Raw genomic sequence first — 19,336 nt, 5'->3', positions numbered from 1 at the left:
TCTTAAGTGAACGGCATTAGCTCTTCGGAGCTCTTTTTTGATCGTGTCGATTATGGATTATCGCAGGTGTTGAACTCATTTCTGCTGTTAAGACGTTGGAGGTAGCACAGAATAAACCACGCCATCTTTCGGCTTACCGTTAAACAGAAATCGATTCTGGGCAATGGTTTCTCGCTCAGCGCCACACTTCTCGATCAACTTTTGGCTGGGTAGGTTCTCGGTATCGCAGACAATCTCCAAACGCGTTAACTTGAGTTGCGCGAAACAAAATTCAAATAGGGCGAACATCGCTTCTTTGGCGATCCCTCTCCTTTGAAAGTCATCACCGACCCAATAACCTAAACTCGCCATATTAAAGGTGTGGTAAAGCTCATTAATGGCAACCATACCGACTAACTTATCGCTTTTTCGTTCAAAGATGCCAAAGCCAAACGCATCGGCTTTCACCCAGTTCAGGCGAGTTGCCAGAATAAATTTCTCGGCCTCGACGATAGAAAACTCTTTATGACACCAGTCGACCCATGGCAGCAAGCTAGGGGAGGACTTAACCAGCTGAGAAAATTCTTGAGCATCTGAGGCCTCAATGATTTTAAGGCTAAGATTTTGTGTGTTGATCTGAAATTCAGGGCTCATAGAGCGTACCAAGTAACGTGTAAGTACTGAGCAAAGAGAGTCAGTACAGAATAAAGATAGATAGCACTTAATAAAACGCCCTCACTAGGAGGGCGGATTGAATTATTTATATAATTATAGCCGAATCGGCAAGTAATTTACTGCGCTACACGTCTAACTTGAATCACCATTCCAAGAAGTGGGTGGTCAAGGTAATGAGTTTCTGTACTGCGCATACGACGTTTTTGGTCCATGCGGTAGCTCTTAAGGAACTCTTGGACTTCAACCGTCGGAGAAATTTCAGTTAGATTGCCCACCTGGACGTTGCTTTCTGCGCCACTTACTGGTGAATCTAGCTCAATTTGTTGCTCTTGTAGAGTCACTTCACGAACGCTTGGCGCTTTTAAATCTAATGTCGTTTCAGCGTATAGGTAGTGCTGAACGTAGATTTGCAGCTTGCCGTCTAATTCGTAGAGTGGCTTATCAATGGTCTCTTCTTGGAACCCATCAGCGCTGCCTGCAGTGTTTGCGCCTTTTTCAGAGCCATCAGCATTAAACTGTTTAGAGAAATCTTTACCTGCTTGAATATGGAAAACAGGTGCCGAGCTCTTACCTTGGTCGCCTTGACGCCAAGCGGTATGCATCAGAACTTCAAAGCCAGCGTGTTTACGTAGCTTGTCTTTCTGAGGCGTTAACTTGTATTCCGAGTAAGGTAGCATTTGAACGCCTTTCTTTGCTCGGTATTGGGTATCTTGAAATGAACCAACGCGTTCAAGTGAAATCTTAGGCTGTGTATTTGGCCAAGATTCGTTCACCTTCTCTGCATCAACAGCGCGCTTAAAAATGATCACTTCTATATCAAATTGTCTCTGCGCCAAACTTGGCAGTGAGACGAACAATAGTAGCAGTGGGATCAGTCTTTTCATTTTTACTCCGTCTTCCAGCCGAACTACCGGCTGGATAATTTATATGTGCAAGTGGATTGGGTCTTATGCTGAAGGCAGCAAGTTTTGTCTGAATTCGCCCAATAAATCACTAACAAATTGAATTCGCTTCCGTCTGTCGACCAATGGTATCGTAAACTTGAACTTTGTTGGTCCTTCCATTGAAAACTTTTGCGGTTGAGATTGCAACAGTTTAACAAGGTAGGTCGGGTTTATGTCAGCATCCGGGTAGAATTCTAAGAATCCACCCTTATCGTGGGCTTCAATTTTCTTCGCTTTGATAGACGCTGCGGCTAATTTTAGCTCAGAAACTGATAACAAGTTCTTGGTTGCATCAGGCAGAAGGCCGAAGCGATCAATCAGCTCGACTTTCAACTCTGCCAATTCGTCGGTGTCACTCACACTCGCAATACGTTTGTATGTTGATAAACGCGTGTTGATGTCTGGAATATAGTCGTCTGGCAATAGTGCAGGCAGACGCATCTCAATTTCAGTTTGTTCACGCAATAGATCATCAAGCGAAGGCTCTCGACCTTCTTTCAACGCTTCAACCGCTTGTTCAAGCATCTCCATGTACAAGGTGAAACCAACCGACTGGATTTGACCACTCTGTTCATCACCCAACAGCTCACCCGCACCACGAATCTCTAAATCGTGAGTTGCTAGGGTAAAGCCTGCGCCCAAGTCTTCGAGCGAAGCTATCGCATCCAATCGCTTGATCGCATCTTTGGTCATTGCTTTAGGGTGTGGCGTTAACAAGTAAGCATAAGCTTGGTGGTGCGAACGACCTACACGACCACGTAATTGGTGCAGCTGTGCTAAACCAAGGTTATCGGCTCTGTCCATCAAGATGGTATTTGCCGTTGGTACGTCGATACCGGTTTCAATGATGGTTGTACACACCAGTAAGTTGAAGCGCTGGTGGTAGAAGTCATTCATGATGCGTTCCAGTTCGCGCTCTCGCATCTGGCCATGAGCTACAGTCACGCGCGCCTCTGGAATCAGCTTTTGCAATGACTCTGCTGTTTTCTCAATCGTGTCGACTTGGTTGTGTAGGAAGTAAACCTGGCCACCACGCATGATTTCACGCAGCACCGCTTCTCTGACGATGGCATCATCACTCTCGCGAACGAAGGTTTTAATTGCCAAGCGTCGTGCGGGTGGTGTAGCGATGATCGAAAGGTCACGCATGCCACTCATTGCCATGTTCAGCGTTCGCGGGATCGGTGTCGCAGTAAGCGTTAGAATATCGACATCCGCACGCATCGCTTTCACTTTCTCTTTCTGACGCACACCAAATCGGTGTTCTTCATCGACAACCAGCAAGCCAAGGTCTTTAAACTTAATATCACTGGAAAGTAGCTTGTGAGTACCCACTAAGATATCGACCTTACCGTCGGCGACATCTTGCATGATCAACTTCTGCTCTTTAGCTGATTTGAATCGGGATAGAACCTCAACACGAATCGGCAAGTTGGCGAAACGGTCACGGAAGTTCTCGAAGTGTTGCTGAGCAAGTAGGGTAGTAGGAACTAACACCGCCACTTGTTTACTGTTATCCGTACAAACGAATGCTGCGCGCATTGCGACTTCTGTTTTACCAAAACCAACATCACCACACACTAAGCGGTCCATGGCTTTTGCTTGGCACATGTCAGACATCACCGCATTGATTGCCATCGCTTGGTCATCGGTTTCTTCAAACGGGAAGCCAGATTTGAAGGTTGCGTATTGCCCGCGATCTAAAACAAATTTATAGCCAGGTTTAAGCTCACGCTTGGCGTAAACATCCAGCAGCTCTGCAGCAACGTCACGTACTTTTTCAGCGGCACGCTTACGCGCTTTTTGCCACGCCTCACCACCTAGTTTATGCAGTGGTGCAGAATCTTCAGCGCCGCCAGAGTAGCGCCCGATTAAGTTCAGAGAAGCAACAGGTACGTAGAGCTTGGCATCATTTTGATACTCAAGCGTTACGTATTCTGTTTTCATGCCACCGGCTTCGAGTGTTTGCAAGCCGATGTAGCGACCAATACCGTGGTCAATGTGCACAACAGGTTGACCCGGTTTAAGTTCGGCTAAGTGACGAATGACAGTGTCGCTGTTAACACTTTTTTTGTCTTTCTTACGACGTTGTACAACGCGATCACCTAACAGGTCGCTTTCACAGACAAGGGCGATGTTTTGCTCTTCATGGATAAAACCGTGTTCAGCAGAGCCAAGGATGAGGCTGAACTTGTCTTTGCCTTTAATTGAGGCATCGAGGTTTTCAACTTCGCTTGGTCGTACTTTAATACCACGAAGCAGTTCACTCAGCGCTTCACGACGACCTTCTGACTCAACTGAAAAGACGACTTTGCCTTCGAAGGCTTCTGTGAACTTTCTTAGGTTAGCTAAAGGTTCTTTATTTTGATGCTGAACGCTGAGGTCAGGTAATGACACGACAGGCAAGTTGGTGCGGCCTGCTTTCTCTTCAATCGAATCTAGACTCAGGTTAACTTGTGGCTTCTGTTTGAAGTGAGCGAACAGCTCGTCTTTCTTCAACCACAGTTGTTCAGGCGTGAGAAGTGGCCGTAATGGGTCAACACCGCGCTGTTCGTATCGATGAGCAACGTCCGTTAGGAATGAGTCTACTGCAGTCTCGACATCACCTAGAATCAGCAGTTGCGCTTCATCGGCAACGTAATCAAACAAGGTTTCTGTGTGATCGAAGAACAGCGGTTGCCAGTACTCGATACCAGCAGGCCAAGTACCCTTAGAAACCTGCATATAAACCGATTCTGGTTCGCGGCGCGCATCAAACTGTTGGCGCCAACGAATACGGAAATCTTCAATCGCTGTTTCCGAGGTCGGGAATTCGTGAGCAGGCAGCAGGCGGATCTCAGAGATGTCTTCGATAGAACGCTGGTTTTCAGGATCGAAAGTACGAATAGTGTCGATTTCGTCATCGAAAAAATCGATTCGATACGGGTCTTTACTGCCCATTGGGAACAGATCGAGAATAGAGCCACGGCTTGCGTATTCACCGGGGCCAAACACTTGGTCAACGTAACGATAGCCTGACTTTTCAAGCTGTAGACGCAGTTTCTCTAAAGAGTAGAGATCGCCCGTTTTCACCATTAACGTGTGTTGTAGCAAAAAGTCACGCGGTGACTGGCGTTGCAATAACGTGCTGATCGGAACGATCGTGATGCCATCTTTTAGTGTTGGCAGTGCGTAAAGGCGTGCGATACGATCTGAGATGATCTCTTGGTGCGGCGAGAAGCTATCGTATGGCAGCGTTTCCCAGTCAGGGAATAATGCGACTTCATGTGCCGTAAACTGTTCAATTTCAGATTGAAGCTTAAGCGCCACTTGTGGGTCGGGTACAGCCAAGACGGTATGGCTGTTGTGTTGCTCTGCGAGTTTGGCAATGGCAAGAGCGAGAGACGAACCGACTAGGTTACCGATTTGCTTTTTGTCACCGGCACCTTTAAGTTTAGGTAGTGTAAATATGGATTTTTTGGTCATGTTAATTTACTTGTTATCTCGGTCTAGAGAGCGTTGACGCAAGAGTTTCTGTTGTTGATAAAGTGCCGCTTTAATTAGCAGGTCTTGGTCAGTATCGCGAAGATGAGCGTATTTGAAGTTAATTTCGAAACCGGAATCTTTAGGCTGGCTTGCAAACACTTCCGCGTAGCAGTATATGGCTGCGGCAGGGTGCTCTAGGAACAGTTTAGCTTTTACTAAACGTCCCGCTTCGATATCTGTTTTTGAAAAGCAGGAAAATTGACTCGCACCGAAAGAGTAGGTGTGAGTACGAAACTTCTCTTCATCTTGCTGCGATAACATAAAGCTCAACAACAGGTTTAATTTAGAGTTTTGTGCATCCAATAAACTGGTGACGTTCTTCAAGTCGCTGTTTTTCAGTTCAGCGCGAGCACTGTCGGCTAACAGGTCCAATTGGCTAAATTCACTCGCCACAACGAAAGGGGCAGGGATCTCGGATTCGAACTGAATTTGAGAAGGTAAAGTGAAGTTACTTTCCATTGGCTCTATATTAGCGGTAAGGCTGTGGTGAACGGTGAAAAACTCTTGTTCTGTCATGCGTTAGTTCCTTGAAGTGATCTATTGATTATCGCTATGTGGCCGCAGTAATCAAGGTCAGTTAATTGAAACTATCAAATAGTTGTTTGAAATTTGGTGTTTTGACAGGGTTCTGTTTTTCAGGCCTAACTAATTGAGTTAATTCACTCTATATTTTCAATTACCCCCTACACAGTAACAGCAATACCCGTTACATTAACCCGCATCCCTTTTTGATGGTTCAAAGTATGTTTCATCCTATTTCAATGTTTGTTGGCCTGCGTTATTTGAAAGGCCGTTCAGGTGATCGCTTTAGCCGTTTTGTTTCTTACATGTCGACGGCAGGTATCACCATTGGTGTGCTGTCTTTGATTACTGTTTTATCGGTAATGAATGGATTCGAAGCGCAATTAAAAGACCGAATTCTCGGCGTTCTTCCTCAGGCTGTGGTTTATGAACAAGGAGGCACGACCTCACTTTCTGAAAAAGCCCCAAGCTTCGCAGAACAAATTTCGCTTAATGGTCATGTTGAACCGATTGTTCGCAGTGAGGCAGTGATTCAGAGCCCTGCTCAGCTTTCTGCTGGCCTTTTGATTGGCATCCAACCCAATTCTGATGATCCACTTCAAGACCACTTAATCGCGGGTCGCTTGTCTTCACTTCAAGCTGGGCAATATCAGCTGTTTCTTGGTCATACTCTGGCGAGAAACCTAAAAGTATCGATGGGCGACAAAGTTCGTCTAATGGTGACCAGCGCGAGCCAGTACACCCCGTTAGGTCGTATTCCAAGCCAACGAAATTTCACCGTTGCCGGTATTTTCAATACAGGTTCTGATATCGACGCTCAACTGATGGTGACAGACATCCAAGACGCTGGGCGTTTGATGCGTTATAAATCAGACACTATTTCAGGCTGGCGACTATTTTTTGAAGACCCGTTTGAAGTCGCAGAGTTATCAACTCAGCCATTACCGGAAGGTTGGTTGTGGAGCGACTGGCGAGACCAACGAGGTGAGCTATTCCAAGCCGTTCGTATGGAAAAAAACATGATGGGTTTAATGCTTGGGCTTATCATCGGTGTTGCTGCTTTCAATATTATCTCAGCACTTATCATGGTGGTGATGGAGAAGCAGTCTGAAGTCGCGATTCTTAAGACCCAAGGCATGACTGATGGTCAAGTCATGGGGATCTTCATGGTTCAAGGCGCAAGTAGTGGCGTGATTGGTGCGCTCTCTGGTGGTGTGTTAGGCGTTGCTCTAGCGATGAACCTTAATACTATTTTAGAGGCGATGGGCGTTGCTCTATTCTCCTTTGGTGGACAGTTACCAATTTTGATTAACCCAATTCAAATCGCTGTTGTTGTGGTTCTGGCTATTGCACTTAGCCTGATTGCCACTGTATTCCCTTCTTATCGTGCATCGTCTGTGAAACCTGCTGAGGCCCTTCGTTATGAGTAATTTTCTTCAATGTAATGATATCCGTAAAACGTACCGTGAAGGCTCGTTAGATACTGAGGTGCTCAAGGGAGTCAGCTTTGACATCGAAAAGGGTGAGCTAGTAGCAATCATCGGTACCTCTGGCTCGGGCAAAAGTACCTTACTGCATATCTTAGGCGCATTAGACGATGCTTCTGCGGGCAGTGTGAGTTTTCTTGGTCAAGATTTAGCATCTTTGAGTTCGAATAAGCAGGCGAAGCTTCGCAACAAGCATCTTGGCTTTGTGTATCAGTTCCATCATCTTCTATCTGACTTTTCAGCTTTAGAAAACGTGGCGATGCCGTTATTGATTGGCGGCAAAAAGCCCGCTAAAGCAAAGCAAGAAGCACAACGTTTGTTGGACAAAGTTGGATTGAGTCACCGCGTGGACCACCGACCTTCAGAGCTTTCTGGTGGCGAGAGGCAACGTGTGGCGATTGCTCGTGCATTGGTGAATAAGCCTGCGCTAGTGTTGGCGGATGAACCAACCGGTAACCTTGACCATAACACCGCACTGTCTATTTACGACTTAATGCGTGAACTGAACCGTGAATACGATACTGCCTTTTTGGTCGTGACTCACGATGGTGAACTTGCCGGTAAGATGGATCGCCAACTTCACATGCAAGATGGTTTACTGGTCAACGTAGAAAAAGAGGAGAGCTAAGTGTTTTCCTCTTTATCTCTATTGATAGGCGGCCGATTTAGCCGTGCGAAACAACGAGACAAGATGGTGTCGTTCATCTCATTGTCTTCGACCATTGGTATTGCGGTTGGTGTCGCGGTGATCATTATCGGCTTATCTGCGATGAATGGCTTTGAGCGAGAGCTTCAATCACGAGTACTTTCTGTCATTCCTCATGGTGAATTTGAAGGCGTGAATGAGCCTGTGACTCGTTGGGAGCACGTGATTGAGGAGTCGGTTAAGCACGATAAAGTCGTTGCTGCTGCGCCTTATGTAAAAATTACAGCGCTTGCTGAAAAGGGCAAAGAACTCAAAGCAATTGAAGTTCGCGGCGTTGACCCACAACTTGAGCAACAAGTATCGAGCCTGTCGAGTTTTATCGATAAGCAAGCTTGGAGTGAGTTTAAAGCAGGGCAACAACAAATCATCTTAGGTTCTGGTGTAGCGAATGTGCTGGGTGCGAAAGTCGGTGATTATCTGACTTTGATGATTCCAGCGGTAAACGGTTCTGTGAAGGTTCAGGCGCCAAAGCGTGTTCGAGTGAAAGTGGTTGGCTTGCTGACGCTTAATGGCCAGATTGACCACAGCTTGGCTCTGATTCCGATTGGTGATGCTCAGGTCTACGCCAACTTAGGTGAGGCGGTAACTGGAGTCTCTTTAAAAGTGACCGATGTGCTGAACGCGAACTCTATTGTGCGTGAAGTGGGCAATCAGCTTGATGTGTATGTGTATCTACGAAGCTGGCAGCAGAAGTTTGGTTTCTTGTATCGAGATATCCAACTCGTTCGTACCATCATGTATCTGGTGATGGTACTGGTTATTGGTGTGGCTTGTTTCAATATTGTCTCGACGCTAATGATGGCAGTAAAAGACAGAGCATCAGAGATCGCGATTTTAAGAACCATGGGTGCATCAGACGGCCTTGTGAAGCGCATCTTTGTTTGGCAGGGCGTATTCTCAGGCGTGTTAGGCAGTTTAGTGGGCAGTGCAATAGGTGTGCTAGTCGCTCTTAATCTCACGACACTAATCAAAGGACTTGAAAAGTTGGTCGATCACCAGTTCTTGTCCGGTGATATCTATTTTGTCGACTTCTTGCCATCACAACTTGATATGACGGATGTTGTTGTGGTTTCCGGCACTGCGATTGTGCTGAGTTTACTGGCGACATGGTACCCAGCATCACGCGCGGCGAAGTTGAATCCAGCCTCAGTGCTGAGTTCTAAATAGCATTCGCCTAAATAACAGGCCGTCAGTTTTCAGTCGATACAAAAAAGGATCCCAGTGGGATCCTTTTTTATTGAATTCAATTCGTGTTCTTTACGACTTTCGTTACATGCCAATCTTGCAGAGGTAAGTAGCTCATCCGATTTTAACTTGTGTACGTTTTAAGTGAAGCGCATACAAGGTTAGATTGAATAACAAGAAATGGCGTTCAGTGCCTTGCTTGTCGCTTCTTCCAACTTCTTACTACTGAGTAGCGCCATAAACCGCGAATACCAAAGTAGCCAATCATTGCTGAAACCACGCCACAAATCAGACAACCCAATAAGAACGGAGGCCCTATAGTGCTCATTTGCGCCAAGATGAAGTCCCAAGACAATTCGAAATGGAAGGCTTGCGGTGGCACATGCATAACAAACGCCCCGACTTTATAAGCAAAGTAGAAGAGAACAGGCATGGTAACCGGGTTACTGATCCAAACAAGTGCGACAGCTAAAGGCAGGTTAACGCCACATGCAACAGCAAGGCCTGCAGACATAATCATTTGACTTGGTAGAGGGACAAACGCCATGAATAACCCAACAGCAAACGCGCCAGCCGCAGAGCGACGATTAAGGCACCATAAGTTGGGGTTGTACAAAACATTGCCAAAAACTTTCAATGCTTTCTGACGCTTGATTAGATCATGGTCAGGCATAAATCGTTTGATAAACTTTCTTGGCATAGGAGGAAGCTACTCTCTTGTTTAACACTTGGTTCTTGATTTCATTTGCTGCGACAGTTGTGTCTGCCAGCTTCTGGCCTGTGATGCCACATTGGGTTTGGGCACCATTGATGCTGTTGTTACTGCTAGCACCAACAAAGTATAGCGTTTTCCGGAGTGCAAGAGGTCCAGTAACAGCATTGATACTAGTTATCTGCCTAGGGAATGCGATTGAAATACAAACGAGTCGCTTATTCCAATCAGGGCAGAATACTACCATAAATGCGTCGGTTGTTAGCCTTTTTAGTGAAAATAGCCACGGTTTTGAAAGCGTAATAGTAGTCAGATCAATTGGCGGCGAAAAATTAATCTTTCCTCAATTGATAAAATTGCGTTTGTTTACTCCTTTCAAGCTAACGCTTGGAGATGATGTCTATTTATCGGCCTCAATAAAGCCGATATGGGGCAAACTCAACGAAGCCGGCTTTGACCGAGAAAAGTACTTGTTTAGTGCTGGCGTGGTTGCCAATGCAACTTACAGAGCAGATACCAAGTACCGAATTCATTCTAGCACCAACTTACGCGCCCAATGGTTTGAAGCCAGCCTTGAAAGGTTAAGTCTGCTGGCAAATCAAGATCTCATTATCGCTTTGAGTTTTGGATATCGAGACCTTATTCCGCCTCAGCGGTGGGATATTCTTAAAAGCAGTGGCCTGATTCACTTGATGGCTATTTCGGGGCTGCATATTGGGATTGCCTTTGGTATCGGCTATCAGATTGGCAAGATATTAAGGTTACTTTCCCCTTCATTTCTTTGGTTACCTACAATATTCGGGCTCGGCTTGGCGTATTTCTATAGTTGGTTTGCTGGATTCACGCTGCCAACTTTGAGAGCTTTGGTGATGTGCGTTATCGCGAGTTATTTCTTGTGGCGTGGGCAAAATATCAGTTTGCTTCGGTATGTTACTTTAAGTGTGTGCGTGGTTCTGCTGATTTGGCCGTTTTCAGCTTTGTCGAGCAGTTTTTGGTTGTCCTTTGGTGCATTGGGCGCTGTTTTCTATATCGCCTGTAATACTCAGCGCTCAGCTTCAAGCTTTACATTTATCGACCACGCACTCCAACTTATTAAGCTTCAACTGATGCTGACATTCCTTATCGCGCCTTCCTCGATGTTGTTTTTCAAAGGAGTCAGTTTAGTCTCTGTTTTCTACAACTTGTTCCTTTTGCCTTGGGTATCGATGGTGACGATCCCGCTGTTGTTTCTGGCAATGTTTCTAAGCTTAATATCGGAGTCAGTGTCTGGCGTGGTTGGTATAACAGCGCTAGACAATGATTTGGTCAGTCAGCTGTGGAAGTTAGTCGACTTATCGCTTGAGCCTCTCGTATTTAGTCTTCCTTTCTCTGAGCGATTTTGGATCCAAGTCGATAATCAGACGATTGCATTATCAGTATTCCTTATCTTGTTTTTGAGCTTTGTTAGTCGGTATTTCAAGCGAACATTATCGATATTGGTAACTGCAGTGTTTGTGCTGTGGTGGGAGTTCAGCAAACCCCAGCAAGACAAACTAACTATTGATATCTTGGATGTTGGGCATGGGTTGTCTTTGGTCTTGGAAAAGAACAATCAGATTGTTGTTTATGATCTTGGCAATGCGTGGCCAGGAGGCTCGGTTGTTGAGTCTTTGTTGATTCCTACTTTGAATCAGCGGGGGATTTATGAATTAGAAGGCGTGATTGTGAGTCATTTCGATTCTGACCATGCTGGTGGTTATCCGGCATTACTTGAGAACTATACGCCAAAGTGGATAAGAACCAGTCAGAACATTATTCAAGAACGCCAATCTATCACTCAAGCCCCGTCTAATATTCAAACATGTACTATTGGAGAGGTTTGGAACTGGCAAGATGTTGTTTTTGAGGTGTTGTGGCCGCCTAAGCAAGTAAAGAGGGCGTATAACCCACATTCGTGTGTGGTCAAGATCTCAGATCATAGTGCTGATTTCTCAATGTTGCTCACTGGTGATATTGAACTGGTAAGTGAGTGGTTACTTGCTCGTGAAGGAGAACAGCTAAGGAGTGATGTTATGTTGGTTCCGCATCATGGCAGCGATTCGTCATCGATTAAGTCGTTTATTGAGGCGGTGTCTCCTCAGCTGGCGATAGCTTCTCTTGCCAAAGGCAACCAGTGGGGAATGCCGAGTGAGTTTGTTATTGAACGTTATCAGGAAGCGGGGAGTACTTGGCTAGATACTGGAGAAAGCGGACAAATAACCATCACTCTTAGCAAAGAAGGTTGGCAATATCATGCGATTAGAGAACAACAAGGCGGGCAGTGGTATAGGCAGATGCTCCGTAAGGGAGTAGAATAGATAGATTATTGTGAGAAAATTAAGCGATTCTATGTCAACACAAACAGATGAAACTACCTGGGTCACATTTAAAAGACTTTGGACTTATATTCGATTATATAAGGCCGGCCTAGGTGTTGCGGTAATTGCGCTTATTATAAATGCCGTTTCTGATACCTATATGATTTCCTTACTAAAGCCGTTACTTGATGAAGGCTTTGGTAATGCTGAATCTGACTTTTTACGTACACTTCCACTTATTATCTTTGCCATGATGTTCGTTCGTGGCGTCAGTGGCTTTGTTTCAACCTATTGCTTGAGTTGGGTCTCTGGCAATGTGGTGATGGAAATTCGTCGTAAGATTTTCAGCCATTTCATGCACATGCCTGTTTCTTTCTTCGATAAAGAACAGACAGGCGCATTGCTATCTCGAATTACTTACGATTCAGAGCAAGTGTCTGCAGCAACCAGTAAAGCGTTAGTCAGTATTGTCCGTGAAGGTGCAAGTATTATTGGCTTGTTGACGCTGATGTTCTGGAATAGTTGGCAGTTATCTTTGGTGTTATTTGCTGTAGCGCCTTTGGTTGCGTGGGCGATCAGTATCGTATCGAAGCGATTCAGAAAGATCTCTAAGAACATGCAAACTAGCATGGGTCACGTTGCTTCTTCAGCTGAACAAATGCTGAAAGGGCATAAAGTGGTTCTAACTTACGGTGGTCAAGATCTAGAAAAACACCGCTTTGATAAAGTTAGTAACCAAATGCGCCAACAAAGCATGAAGTTAATCACTGCTCAAGCGGCCGCTAACCCGATTATTCAAATGATCGCATCAGTTGCGATTGTTGTGGTTCTATTCCTTGCTAGTGTCGATTCTATTAAAGCCGAGCTTACTCCTGGTACGTTTACCGTTGTCTTCTCTGCAATGTTTGGTCTATTACGTCCGCTAAAGGCGTTAACTAACGTAACGTCTGAATTCCAACGTGGTATGGCTGCGAGTACGACTCTATTTGGCTTGATGGATCTAGATACCGAGCAAAACAAAGGAACGTTGAAACCTGAAACTGTAACGGGTGAAGTTGCAGTAAAAGATGTCACGTTTACTTATGACGGTGCAGAAAAACCAGCACTTGATAAGGTCAGCTTTAATATACCGAAAGGTAAAACGGTTGCGCTTGTTGGGCGATCGGGTTCGGGTAAGAGTACCATTGCCAACCTATTTACTCGTTTTTATGACGTAGACTCTGGTTCAATTGAGCTTGATGGCCACGACATTCGTGATTACGAATTGAGAAATCTGCGTGAGCACTTTGCGCTCGTTTCTCAAAATGTACATCTGTTTAACGATACGGTGGCTAACAACATCGCTTACGCAGCAGAAGAACAGTATTCACGTGAACAGATCGAATACGCGGCTAAGCTTGCTCATGCAAGTGAGTTTATCGATGGTATGGAAAATGGCATTGATACGGTTGTGGGCGAGAATGGCGCGAGTCTATCTGGTGGTCAAAGACAGCGTATTGCGATTGCACGAGCGCTATTGAGAGATGCACCGGTTTTGATTCTTGATGAGGCAACGTCTGCACTGGATACAGAGTCAGAGAGAGCTATTCAATCTGCATTAGAAGAGCTGCAGAAAGACAAAACAGTATTAGTTATCGCACACAGACTCTCTACCATCGAGCAAGCTGATGAAATTCTAGTGGTTGATGATGGACATATTGTAGAAAGGGGCGCACATGCTGAGCTAATCGCGCATGATGGTGCTTATGCACAATTACACCGAATTCAGTTCAGCGGATAAATTAGGTCTTGTTGTGATCGAAAAGATTTGGTTTAACAATCACCCGTTGAAATATCTTCTCTGGCCGCTATTGTGGCCACTAAGTCTGCTGTTTAAATTGATTAGTGGTCAACGTCGTGATGCTTACCGCTCAGGGAAGAAAGAGACCTACCGCCCGCCTTTACCTGTTATTGTTGTGGGCAATATTACTGCTGGTGGAAATGGTAAAACACCGGTTGTGATTTGGTTAGTTGAGATGCTTCAGGCTCACGGCTTTAAACCCGGAGTCGTATCTCGTGGCTACGGTGCAAAAGCACCAAGTTATCCGTTGGTGTTGGATGAAAATACCTCAGCTGAGCATTCGGGTGATGAACCTCGCTTGATTCGTAAGCGAACTGGTGCGCCAGTCGCAGTCGACCCTGTGCGAGCTAACGCAGTGAAAGCATTGCTGAGCAAAGGTGTTGATGTGATTATCACTGACGATGGCCTTCAGCATTACGCGCTTGAACGCGACATTGAATTTGCAGTTATCGACGGCGCAAGACGCTTTGGTAGCGAATGCCTAATTCCTTTAGGCCCGTTAAGAGAGCCTGTATCTCGTTTAGATGAAGTCGACTTTTTGGTTAACAATGGCGGTAAAGCGCATGGGCGAGAGTTCTCGATGTCTTTGCTTCCAAGCCAAGCGGTTAACCTAAAGACTGGTCAGAAAAGGTCTGTGGCAGAATTACAGAAGCTGGTTGCTTTTGCCGGTATTGGCCACCCACCGCGCTTTTTTAAAACATTGGAAGATCTTGATGGTGATGTGGTATTCACACAGGGTTTCGCCGATCATCAAGATTTTGATAAAGATGAACTTCATGCCTTAGCTAAGAAAGGTATGAATCTGATTATGACAGAAAAAGACGCTGTAAAATGCGAAGAATATGCTCAAGATAACTGGTGGTATCTTCCAGTTTCTGCGCAGTTCGATGAAGATTCGCAACAGCAAATTTTAAAAAGAATAAAAGAGGTTATGGAATACTATGGATCACCGTCTACTTGAGATCGTTGCTTGCCCTGTATGTAAAGGTAAACTAACTTTTGACAAGGATAAGCAAGAGCTTGTTTGTAAAATTGATCGCCTTGCTTACCCAATTAAAGAGGGTATTCCTGTTCTTTTAGAACCTGAAGCTCGCACCGTTTCTATGGATGAGGGTAAGTAATGTCTTATACGGTTGTTATACCTGCAAGATACCAATCGAGCCGTTTACCAGGGAAGCCACTTGCTGACATTGGTGGAAAGCCGATGATTCAATGGGTATACGAACAGTCAATGAAAGCGGGTGCCGATAACGTTATTATCGCTACCGACGACGCTCGAGTTGAAAAAGCGGCTAAAGCATTTGGCGCGACCGTTTGTATGACATCACCGAATCACGAATCGGGCACTGAACGCCTAGCTGAAGTGATTGAAGTTATGAATATTCCTGATGATCATATTATCGTGAATGTTCAAGGTGATGAGCCACTTATCCCACCTTCGATCATTAATCAGGTTGCCAACAATCTTGCTAACAGTACAGCTCCGATGGCAACGTTAGGTGTGGAAATCACTCATGCTGATGAAGTGTTTAACCCTAATGCCGTTAAAGTTGTAACCGATAAAGACGGTTATGCCTTGTATTTTAGCCGAGCAACCATCCCTTGGGATCGCGATGCTTACGCGAACAACGGTACTGCAGCGGAATCTCCTTTGCTTCGTCATATTGGTATCTATGCTTACCGAGCGGGTTTTATCAATACCTACATTAACTGGGAACCAAGCACTCTTGAACGTATTGAGTGCCTAGAGCAATTACGAGTACTTTGGTACGGTGAAAAAATCCACGTAGACGTTGCGGCGGAAGCACCTGCGGCTGGTGTTGATACGCCTGAAGACCTAGAAGCGGTTCGAGCTATTATTGGTTAAGCTTCTTTGAGCGAATTCTTGTTTGCTCTACAAAATGAAAAATCATGAGCCTTGCCTATTGCGAGGCTTTTTTCTATCTATCGAAAAGTGCGCTATCGAAAAGCGCGTGCGTGTCTTATTAACCTAAGCAAACGGATATTGAGATAGTTGCATTGGTTTATGCATCATCAACACGGAATTATCTGAGATTTACCTCGCTCGAGTTCCAATTTTTCTCTATAATATGCCGCCTATAAAGTAGTGGCGAATCGCTAGTACAGAATAAAACTTACGACAAAACGTGGAGTAAAAGATGCCTTCTCAAAGCCCAGTGATTACGGTTGATGGACCAAGTGGTGCAGGTAAAGGTACCCTGTGTATGTTGCTAGCAGATAAGCTAGGCTTTCATCTTCTAGACTCAGGCGCGATCTATCGCGTATTGGCTTTAGCGGCAATTCACCATGGTGTGGATACTGAATCAGAGGATGCTTTAGTACCGCTTGCTACACACTTAGACGTGCAGTTTATTGCTGAAGGCGACTTAGTTAAGGTTATCCTAGAAGGTGAAGATGTGTCTGGTGAACTTCGTAAAGAAGAGACTGGCATGGCGGCTTCAAAAGTTGCTGCTTTACCTCGCGTTCGCGAAGCACTGCTTCGTCGTCAACGTGCATTCAGCGCTGCGCCTGGTTTGGTTGCAGATGGCCGTGATATGGGAACGGTTGTGTTTCCTGAAGCTGAAGCGAAAATATTTTTAGATGCAAGTGCTGAAGAGCGTGCGAGTCGCCGCCTTAAACAGTTGCAACAGAAGGGGTTAGATGTTAAATTTGACGACCTTTTGAGCGAGATCCAAGAGCGAGACGACCGAGATCGTAATCGCCCAGTGGCGCCACTTCGCCCTGCAGAGGATGCTCTAGTGCTTGATTCCACCTCAATGAATATTGAGCAGGTAGTAGAAAAAGCACTACACTATATTGAATCGAAACTGGCTGGGTAATTTCGCCGAGCTAGTACGAACGTTGGTCGCAAGGATGATGACCGGCGAATTTATCAACCCCATGCGGTAGGATACCCATGGACGTTTAATTATTGAAGATTAAATAATGACTGAATCTTTTGCTCAACTCTTTGAAGAGTTTCTATCTGAAACTGAATTCCAACAAGGCAGCATCGTTAAAGGTACTGTAGTAGCTATCGAGAACGGTTTCGTTCTTGTAGACGCTGGTCTTAAGTCTGAATCTGCTATCCCTGCTGAACAATTCAAGAACGCTGCTGGCGAACTTGAAGTTGAAGTTGGTGCTGAAGTAGACGTAGCTCTAGACGCTGTTGAAGATGGTTTCGGTGAAACTCAACTTTCTCGTGAGAAAGCTAAGCGTCACGAAGCTTGGATCGTACTTGAGAAAGCTTGCGAAGAAGCTGAAACTGTTGTTGGTATCATCAACGGTAAAGTTAAAGGCGGTTTCACTGTTGAACTTAACGGTATCCGTGCTTTCCTTCCTGGTTCTCTAGTAGACGTACGTCCTATCCGTGACACTGCTCACCTAGAAAACAAAGAGCTAGAGTTCAAAGTAATCAAGCTAGACCAGAAGCGTAACAACGTTGTTGTTTCTCGTCGTGCTGTTATCGAATCTGAAAACAGTGTTGAGCGTGACGAACTTCTTGAAACTCTACAAGAAGGTACTGAAGTTAAAGGTATCGTTAAGAACCTTACTGACTACGGTGCATTCGTTGACCTTGGCGGTGTTGACGGTCTTCTACATATCACAGATATGGCTTGGAAGCGCGTTAAGCACCCATCAGAGATCGTTAACGTTGGTGACGAAATCCTAGTTAAAGTTCTTAAGTTCGATCGTGAGCGCACTCGTGTTTCACTAGGTCTTAAGCAACTAGGCGAAGATCCATGGGTAGCAATCGCTAAGCGTTACCCAGAAGGTCACAAGCTTTCTGGTCGTGTTACAAACCTAACTGACTACGGCTGCTTCGTTGAAATCGAAGAAGGCGTTGAAGGTCTAGTACACGTTTCTGAAATGGATTGGACTAACAAGAACATCCACCCTTCTAAAGTTGTTAATGTTGGCGACGAAGTTGAGGTTATGGTTCTTGATATCGACGAAGAACGTCGTCGTATCTCTCTAGGTCTGAAACAGTGTAAAGCTAACCCATGGCAGTCATTTGCAGAAATGCAAGCTAAGGGCGACAAAGTTACTGGTAAGATCAAGTCTATCACTGACTTTGGTATCTTCATCGGTCTAGAAGGCGGTATCGACGGTCTTGTACACCTATCTGACATTTCTTGGAACGCTGCCGGCGAAGAAGCTGTACGTGAATACAAGAAAGGCGACGAAATCTCTGCTGTTGTTCTAGCAGTAGATGCAGAGCGTGAGCGTATTTCTCTTGGCGTTAAGCAAATGGAAAACGACCCGTTCAACGCATACGTTGCTGACAACAAGAAAGGTGTTCTTGTAAACGGTACTGTTACTGCAGTTGACGCGAAAGGCGCTACTATCGAGCTAATCGAAGGCGTTGAAGGTTACATCCGCGCTTCTGAAGTTTCTCGCGACCGTATCGAAGATGCATCTCTAATCCTAAGCGTTGGCGACAGCGTTGAAGCGAAGTTCACCGGTGTAGACCGTAAGAACCGCGTAATCAACCTATCTATCAAAGCTAAAGATGAAGCTGATGAGCAAGAAGCAATGGCTTCACTGAACAAGTCTGAAGAAGGCGCGTTCGGTAACGCAATGGCAGACGCATTCAAAGCTGCTAAAGGCGAATAATAGCTTCTCATTAAGAGAATTATAGCTATCTAGCCAAGAAAGGAGCCGTAAGGCTCCTTTTTTTTTGCTTATTTTTCCGATAGGTCTATAATTTCTAAAAAGAAAACCAACGAGGGTAACTATGACTAAGTCTGAATTGATTGAGAGACTGTGCGCTGAGCAAACGCATCTTTCTGCAAAAGAAATTGAAGACGCTGTAAAAGACATTTTAGAGCATATGGCTTCAACACTAGAAAGTGGTGATCGAATCGAAATTCGCGGTTTTGGCAGCTTTTCTCTGCATTATCGTGAGCCTCGTGTTGGACGTAACCCAAAGACTGGTGACAAGGTTGAGTTAGAAGGTAAATACGTTCCTCACTTCAAACCAGGTAAAGAGCTGCGTGAACGAGTAAACTCAGGAATGTAGCCTACTTATCGGAATTAAGAAAAGCGGCATACTATAATGTATGCCGCTTTTTTATGACCATAATATGGTGGTCTGATTAGTAATTTTCCTGCATAATCGTACAGCTAACCAACCAATGAGTGATGAACTATGAAAATTATAAAAATAGTCGCCGTTATCGCACTTTTCCTAATTGCACTGGCTTTAGGCTCTCAAAACCAAACAACTGTGAATTTCAACTATCTGCTAGCGCAAGGTGACTTCCACCTATCAAGTTTATTAGGTGTTGTATTCGTTTCAGGCTTCGCCCTTGCTTGGTTAGTCTTTGGTAATATGCACATGCGGTCTCAGCTAAAAATTCATCGCTTGAAGAAGCAACTCAATAAGCAATCAAAGCAGGTCCCTGCTGATACTAAAGCTTAA

The 19,336-nt window shown here is 45.1% G+C and carries 17 protein-coding genes; 12 read left to right on the top strand and 5 right to left on the bottom strand.

Features of this window, described 5'->3' with window-relative positions; all coding sequences use genetic code 11:
* Positions 1–87 precede the first annotated feature (87 nt).
* The 4 genes from AB4263_RS20375 to AB4263_RS20360 all read right to left on the bottom strand — a co-directional run bounded on the left by AB4263_RS20375 (position 88) and on the right by AB4263_RS20360 (position 5,639).
* On the bottom strand, positions 88–633 hold the full coding sequence (locus AB4263_RS20375) for a GNAT family N-acetyltransferase (protein ID WP_017060225.1): 546 nt from the start codon (positions 631–633) through the stop codon (positions 88–90).
* Between the two features lie 137 nt (positions 634–770).
* Entirely contained in the window at positions 771–1,538 is a 768-nt protein-coding gene (locus tag AB4263_RS20370) for a peptidoglycan binding protein CsiV (protein ID WP_372098786.1), read from the bottom strand.
* 63 nt (positions 1,539–1,601) lie between these two features.
* On the bottom strand, positions 1,602–5,063 hold the full coding sequence (gene mfd / locus AB4263_RS20365) for a transcription-repair coupling factor (protein WP_372098785.1): 3,462 nt from the start codon (positions 5,061–5,063) through the stop codon (positions 1,602–1,604).
* 6 nt (positions 5,064–5,069) lie between these two features.
* Positions 5,070–5,639, bottom strand: a complete 570-nt coding sequence (locus AB4263_RS20360; RefSeq protein WP_372073113.1) for a PilZ domain-containing protein — start codon at positions 5,637–5,639, stop codon at positions 5,070–5,072.
* A gap of 227 nt (positions 5,640–5,866) precedes the next feature.
* Between AB4263_RS20360 and lolC the strand changes: the two genes are divergently transcribed.
* From lolC to lolE, 3 genes are read left to right on the top strand one after another with little or no spacing between them, the layout of a single operon-like run.
* Entirely contained in the window at positions 5,867–7,075 is a 1,209-nt protein-coding gene (gene lolC / locus AB4263_RS20355; RefSeq protein ID WP_017072110.1) for a lipoprotein-releasing ABC transporter permease subunit LolC, read from the top strand.
* Complete coding sequence (gene lolD / locus AB4263_RS20350; protein ID WP_372098784.1) at positions 7,068–7,760, top strand: lipoprotein-releasing ABC transporter ATP-binding protein LolD; 693 nt, start codon at positions 7,068–7,070, stop codon at positions 7,758–7,760. The genes lolC and lolD overlap by 8 nt, the downstream gene beginning before the upstream one ends.
* Complete coding sequence (gene lolE, locus AB4263_RS20345; RefSeq protein ID WP_017060231.1) at positions 7,761–9,005, top strand: lipoprotein-releasing ABC transporter permease subunit LolE; 1,245 nt, start codon at positions 7,761–7,763, stop codon at positions 9,003–9,005.
* A gap of 205 nt (positions 9,006–9,210) precedes the next feature.
* Here the strand turns inward: lolE and AB4263_RS20340 are convergent, their stop codons facing one another.
* Positions 9,211–9,723 (bottom strand): DUF2062 domain-containing protein, encoded by a 513-nt coding sequence (locus AB4263_RS20340; RefSeq protein WP_017060232.1) that lies wholly within the window; start codon positions 9,721–9,723, stop codon positions 9,211–9,213.
* 17 nt (positions 9,724–9,740) lie between these two features.
* On the opposite strand from AB4263_RS20340, the gene AB4263_RS20335 reads away from it, so the two are divergent.
* The 9 genes from AB4263_RS20335 to AB4263_RS20295 all read left to right on the top strand — a co-directional run bounded on the left by AB4263_RS20335 (position 9,741) and on the right by AB4263_RS20295 (position 19,336).
* Positions 9,741–12,071, top strand: a complete 2,331-nt coding sequence (locus AB4263_RS20335; RefSeq protein WP_372098783.1) for a DNA internalization-related competence protein ComEC/Rec2 — start codon at positions 9,741–9,743, stop codon at positions 12,069–12,071.
* A gap of 31 nt (positions 12,072–12,102) precedes the next feature.
* Positions 12,103–13,851, top strand: a complete 1,749-nt coding sequence (gene msbA, locus AB4263_RS20330; protein ID WP_102321278.1) for a lipid A ABC transporter ATP-binding protein/permease MsbA — start codon at positions 12,103–12,105, stop codon at positions 13,849–13,851.
* 13 nt (positions 13,852–13,864) lie between these two features.
* Positions 13,865–14,872 carry a tetraacyldisaccharide 4'-kinase gene (gene lpxK, locus AB4263_RS20325; RefSeq protein ID WP_372098788.1) on the top strand — a complete coding sequence of 336 codons (1,008 nt, stop codon included), beginning with the start codon at positions 13,865–13,867 and terminating at the stop codon, positions 14,870–14,872.
* Positions 14,853–15,032, top strand: a complete 180-nt coding sequence (locus AB4263_RS20320; protein ID WP_004736429.1) for a Trm112 family protein — start codon at positions 14,853–14,855, stop codon at positions 15,030–15,032. Before lpxK ends, AB4263_RS20320 begins: the two co-directional genes overlap by 20 nt.
* The gene (gene kdsB / locus AB4263_RS20315) at positions 15,032–15,778 is read left to right on the top strand and encodes a 3-deoxy-manno-octulosonate cytidylyltransferase (RefSeq protein ID WP_017060236.1); all 747 of its coding nucleotides are present in this window, start codon (positions 15,032–15,034) and stop codon (positions 15,776–15,778) included. Before AB4263_RS20320 ends, kdsB begins: the two co-directional genes overlap by 1 nt.
* Before the next feature lie 292 nt (positions 15,779–16,070).
* Positions 16,071–16,751, top strand: a complete 681-nt coding sequence (gene cmk / locus AB4263_RS20310; RefSeq protein ID WP_017060237.1) for a (d)CMP kinase — start codon at positions 16,071–16,073, stop codon at positions 16,749–16,751.
* 106 nt (positions 16,752–16,857) lie between these two features.
* The gene (rpsA, locus tag AB4263_RS20305) at positions 16,858–18,528 is read left to right on the top strand and encodes a 30S ribosomal protein S1 (protein WP_010439921.1); all 1,671 of its coding nucleotides are present in this window, start codon (positions 16,858–16,860) and stop codon (positions 18,526–18,528) included.
* Positions 18,529–18,649: 121 nt separating this feature from the next.
* Positions 18,650–18,934 carry an integration host factor subunit beta gene (ihfB, locus tag AB4263_RS20300; RefSeq protein WP_017060238.1) on the top strand — a complete coding sequence of 95 codons (285 nt, stop codon included), beginning with the start codon at positions 18,650–18,652 and terminating at the stop codon, positions 18,932–18,934.
* A 129-nt stretch (positions 18,935–19,063) separates the two neighbouring features.
* Positions 19,064–19,336: a LapA family protein gene (locus AB4263_RS20295; protein WP_017060239.1), complete on the top strand. Its 273-nt coding sequence runs from the start codon at positions 19,064–19,066 to the stop codon at positions 19,334–19,336.

This window comes from Vibrio sp. 10N.261.55.C5 (assembly GCF_041470505.1).
GTDB lineage: Bacteria > Pseudomonadota > Gammaproteobacteria > Enterobacterales > Vibrionaceae > Vibrio > Vibrio crassostreae_C.
Note: the sequence above shows the minus strand (reverse complement) of the source record. Positions and strands in the feature narration are given on the sequence as shown.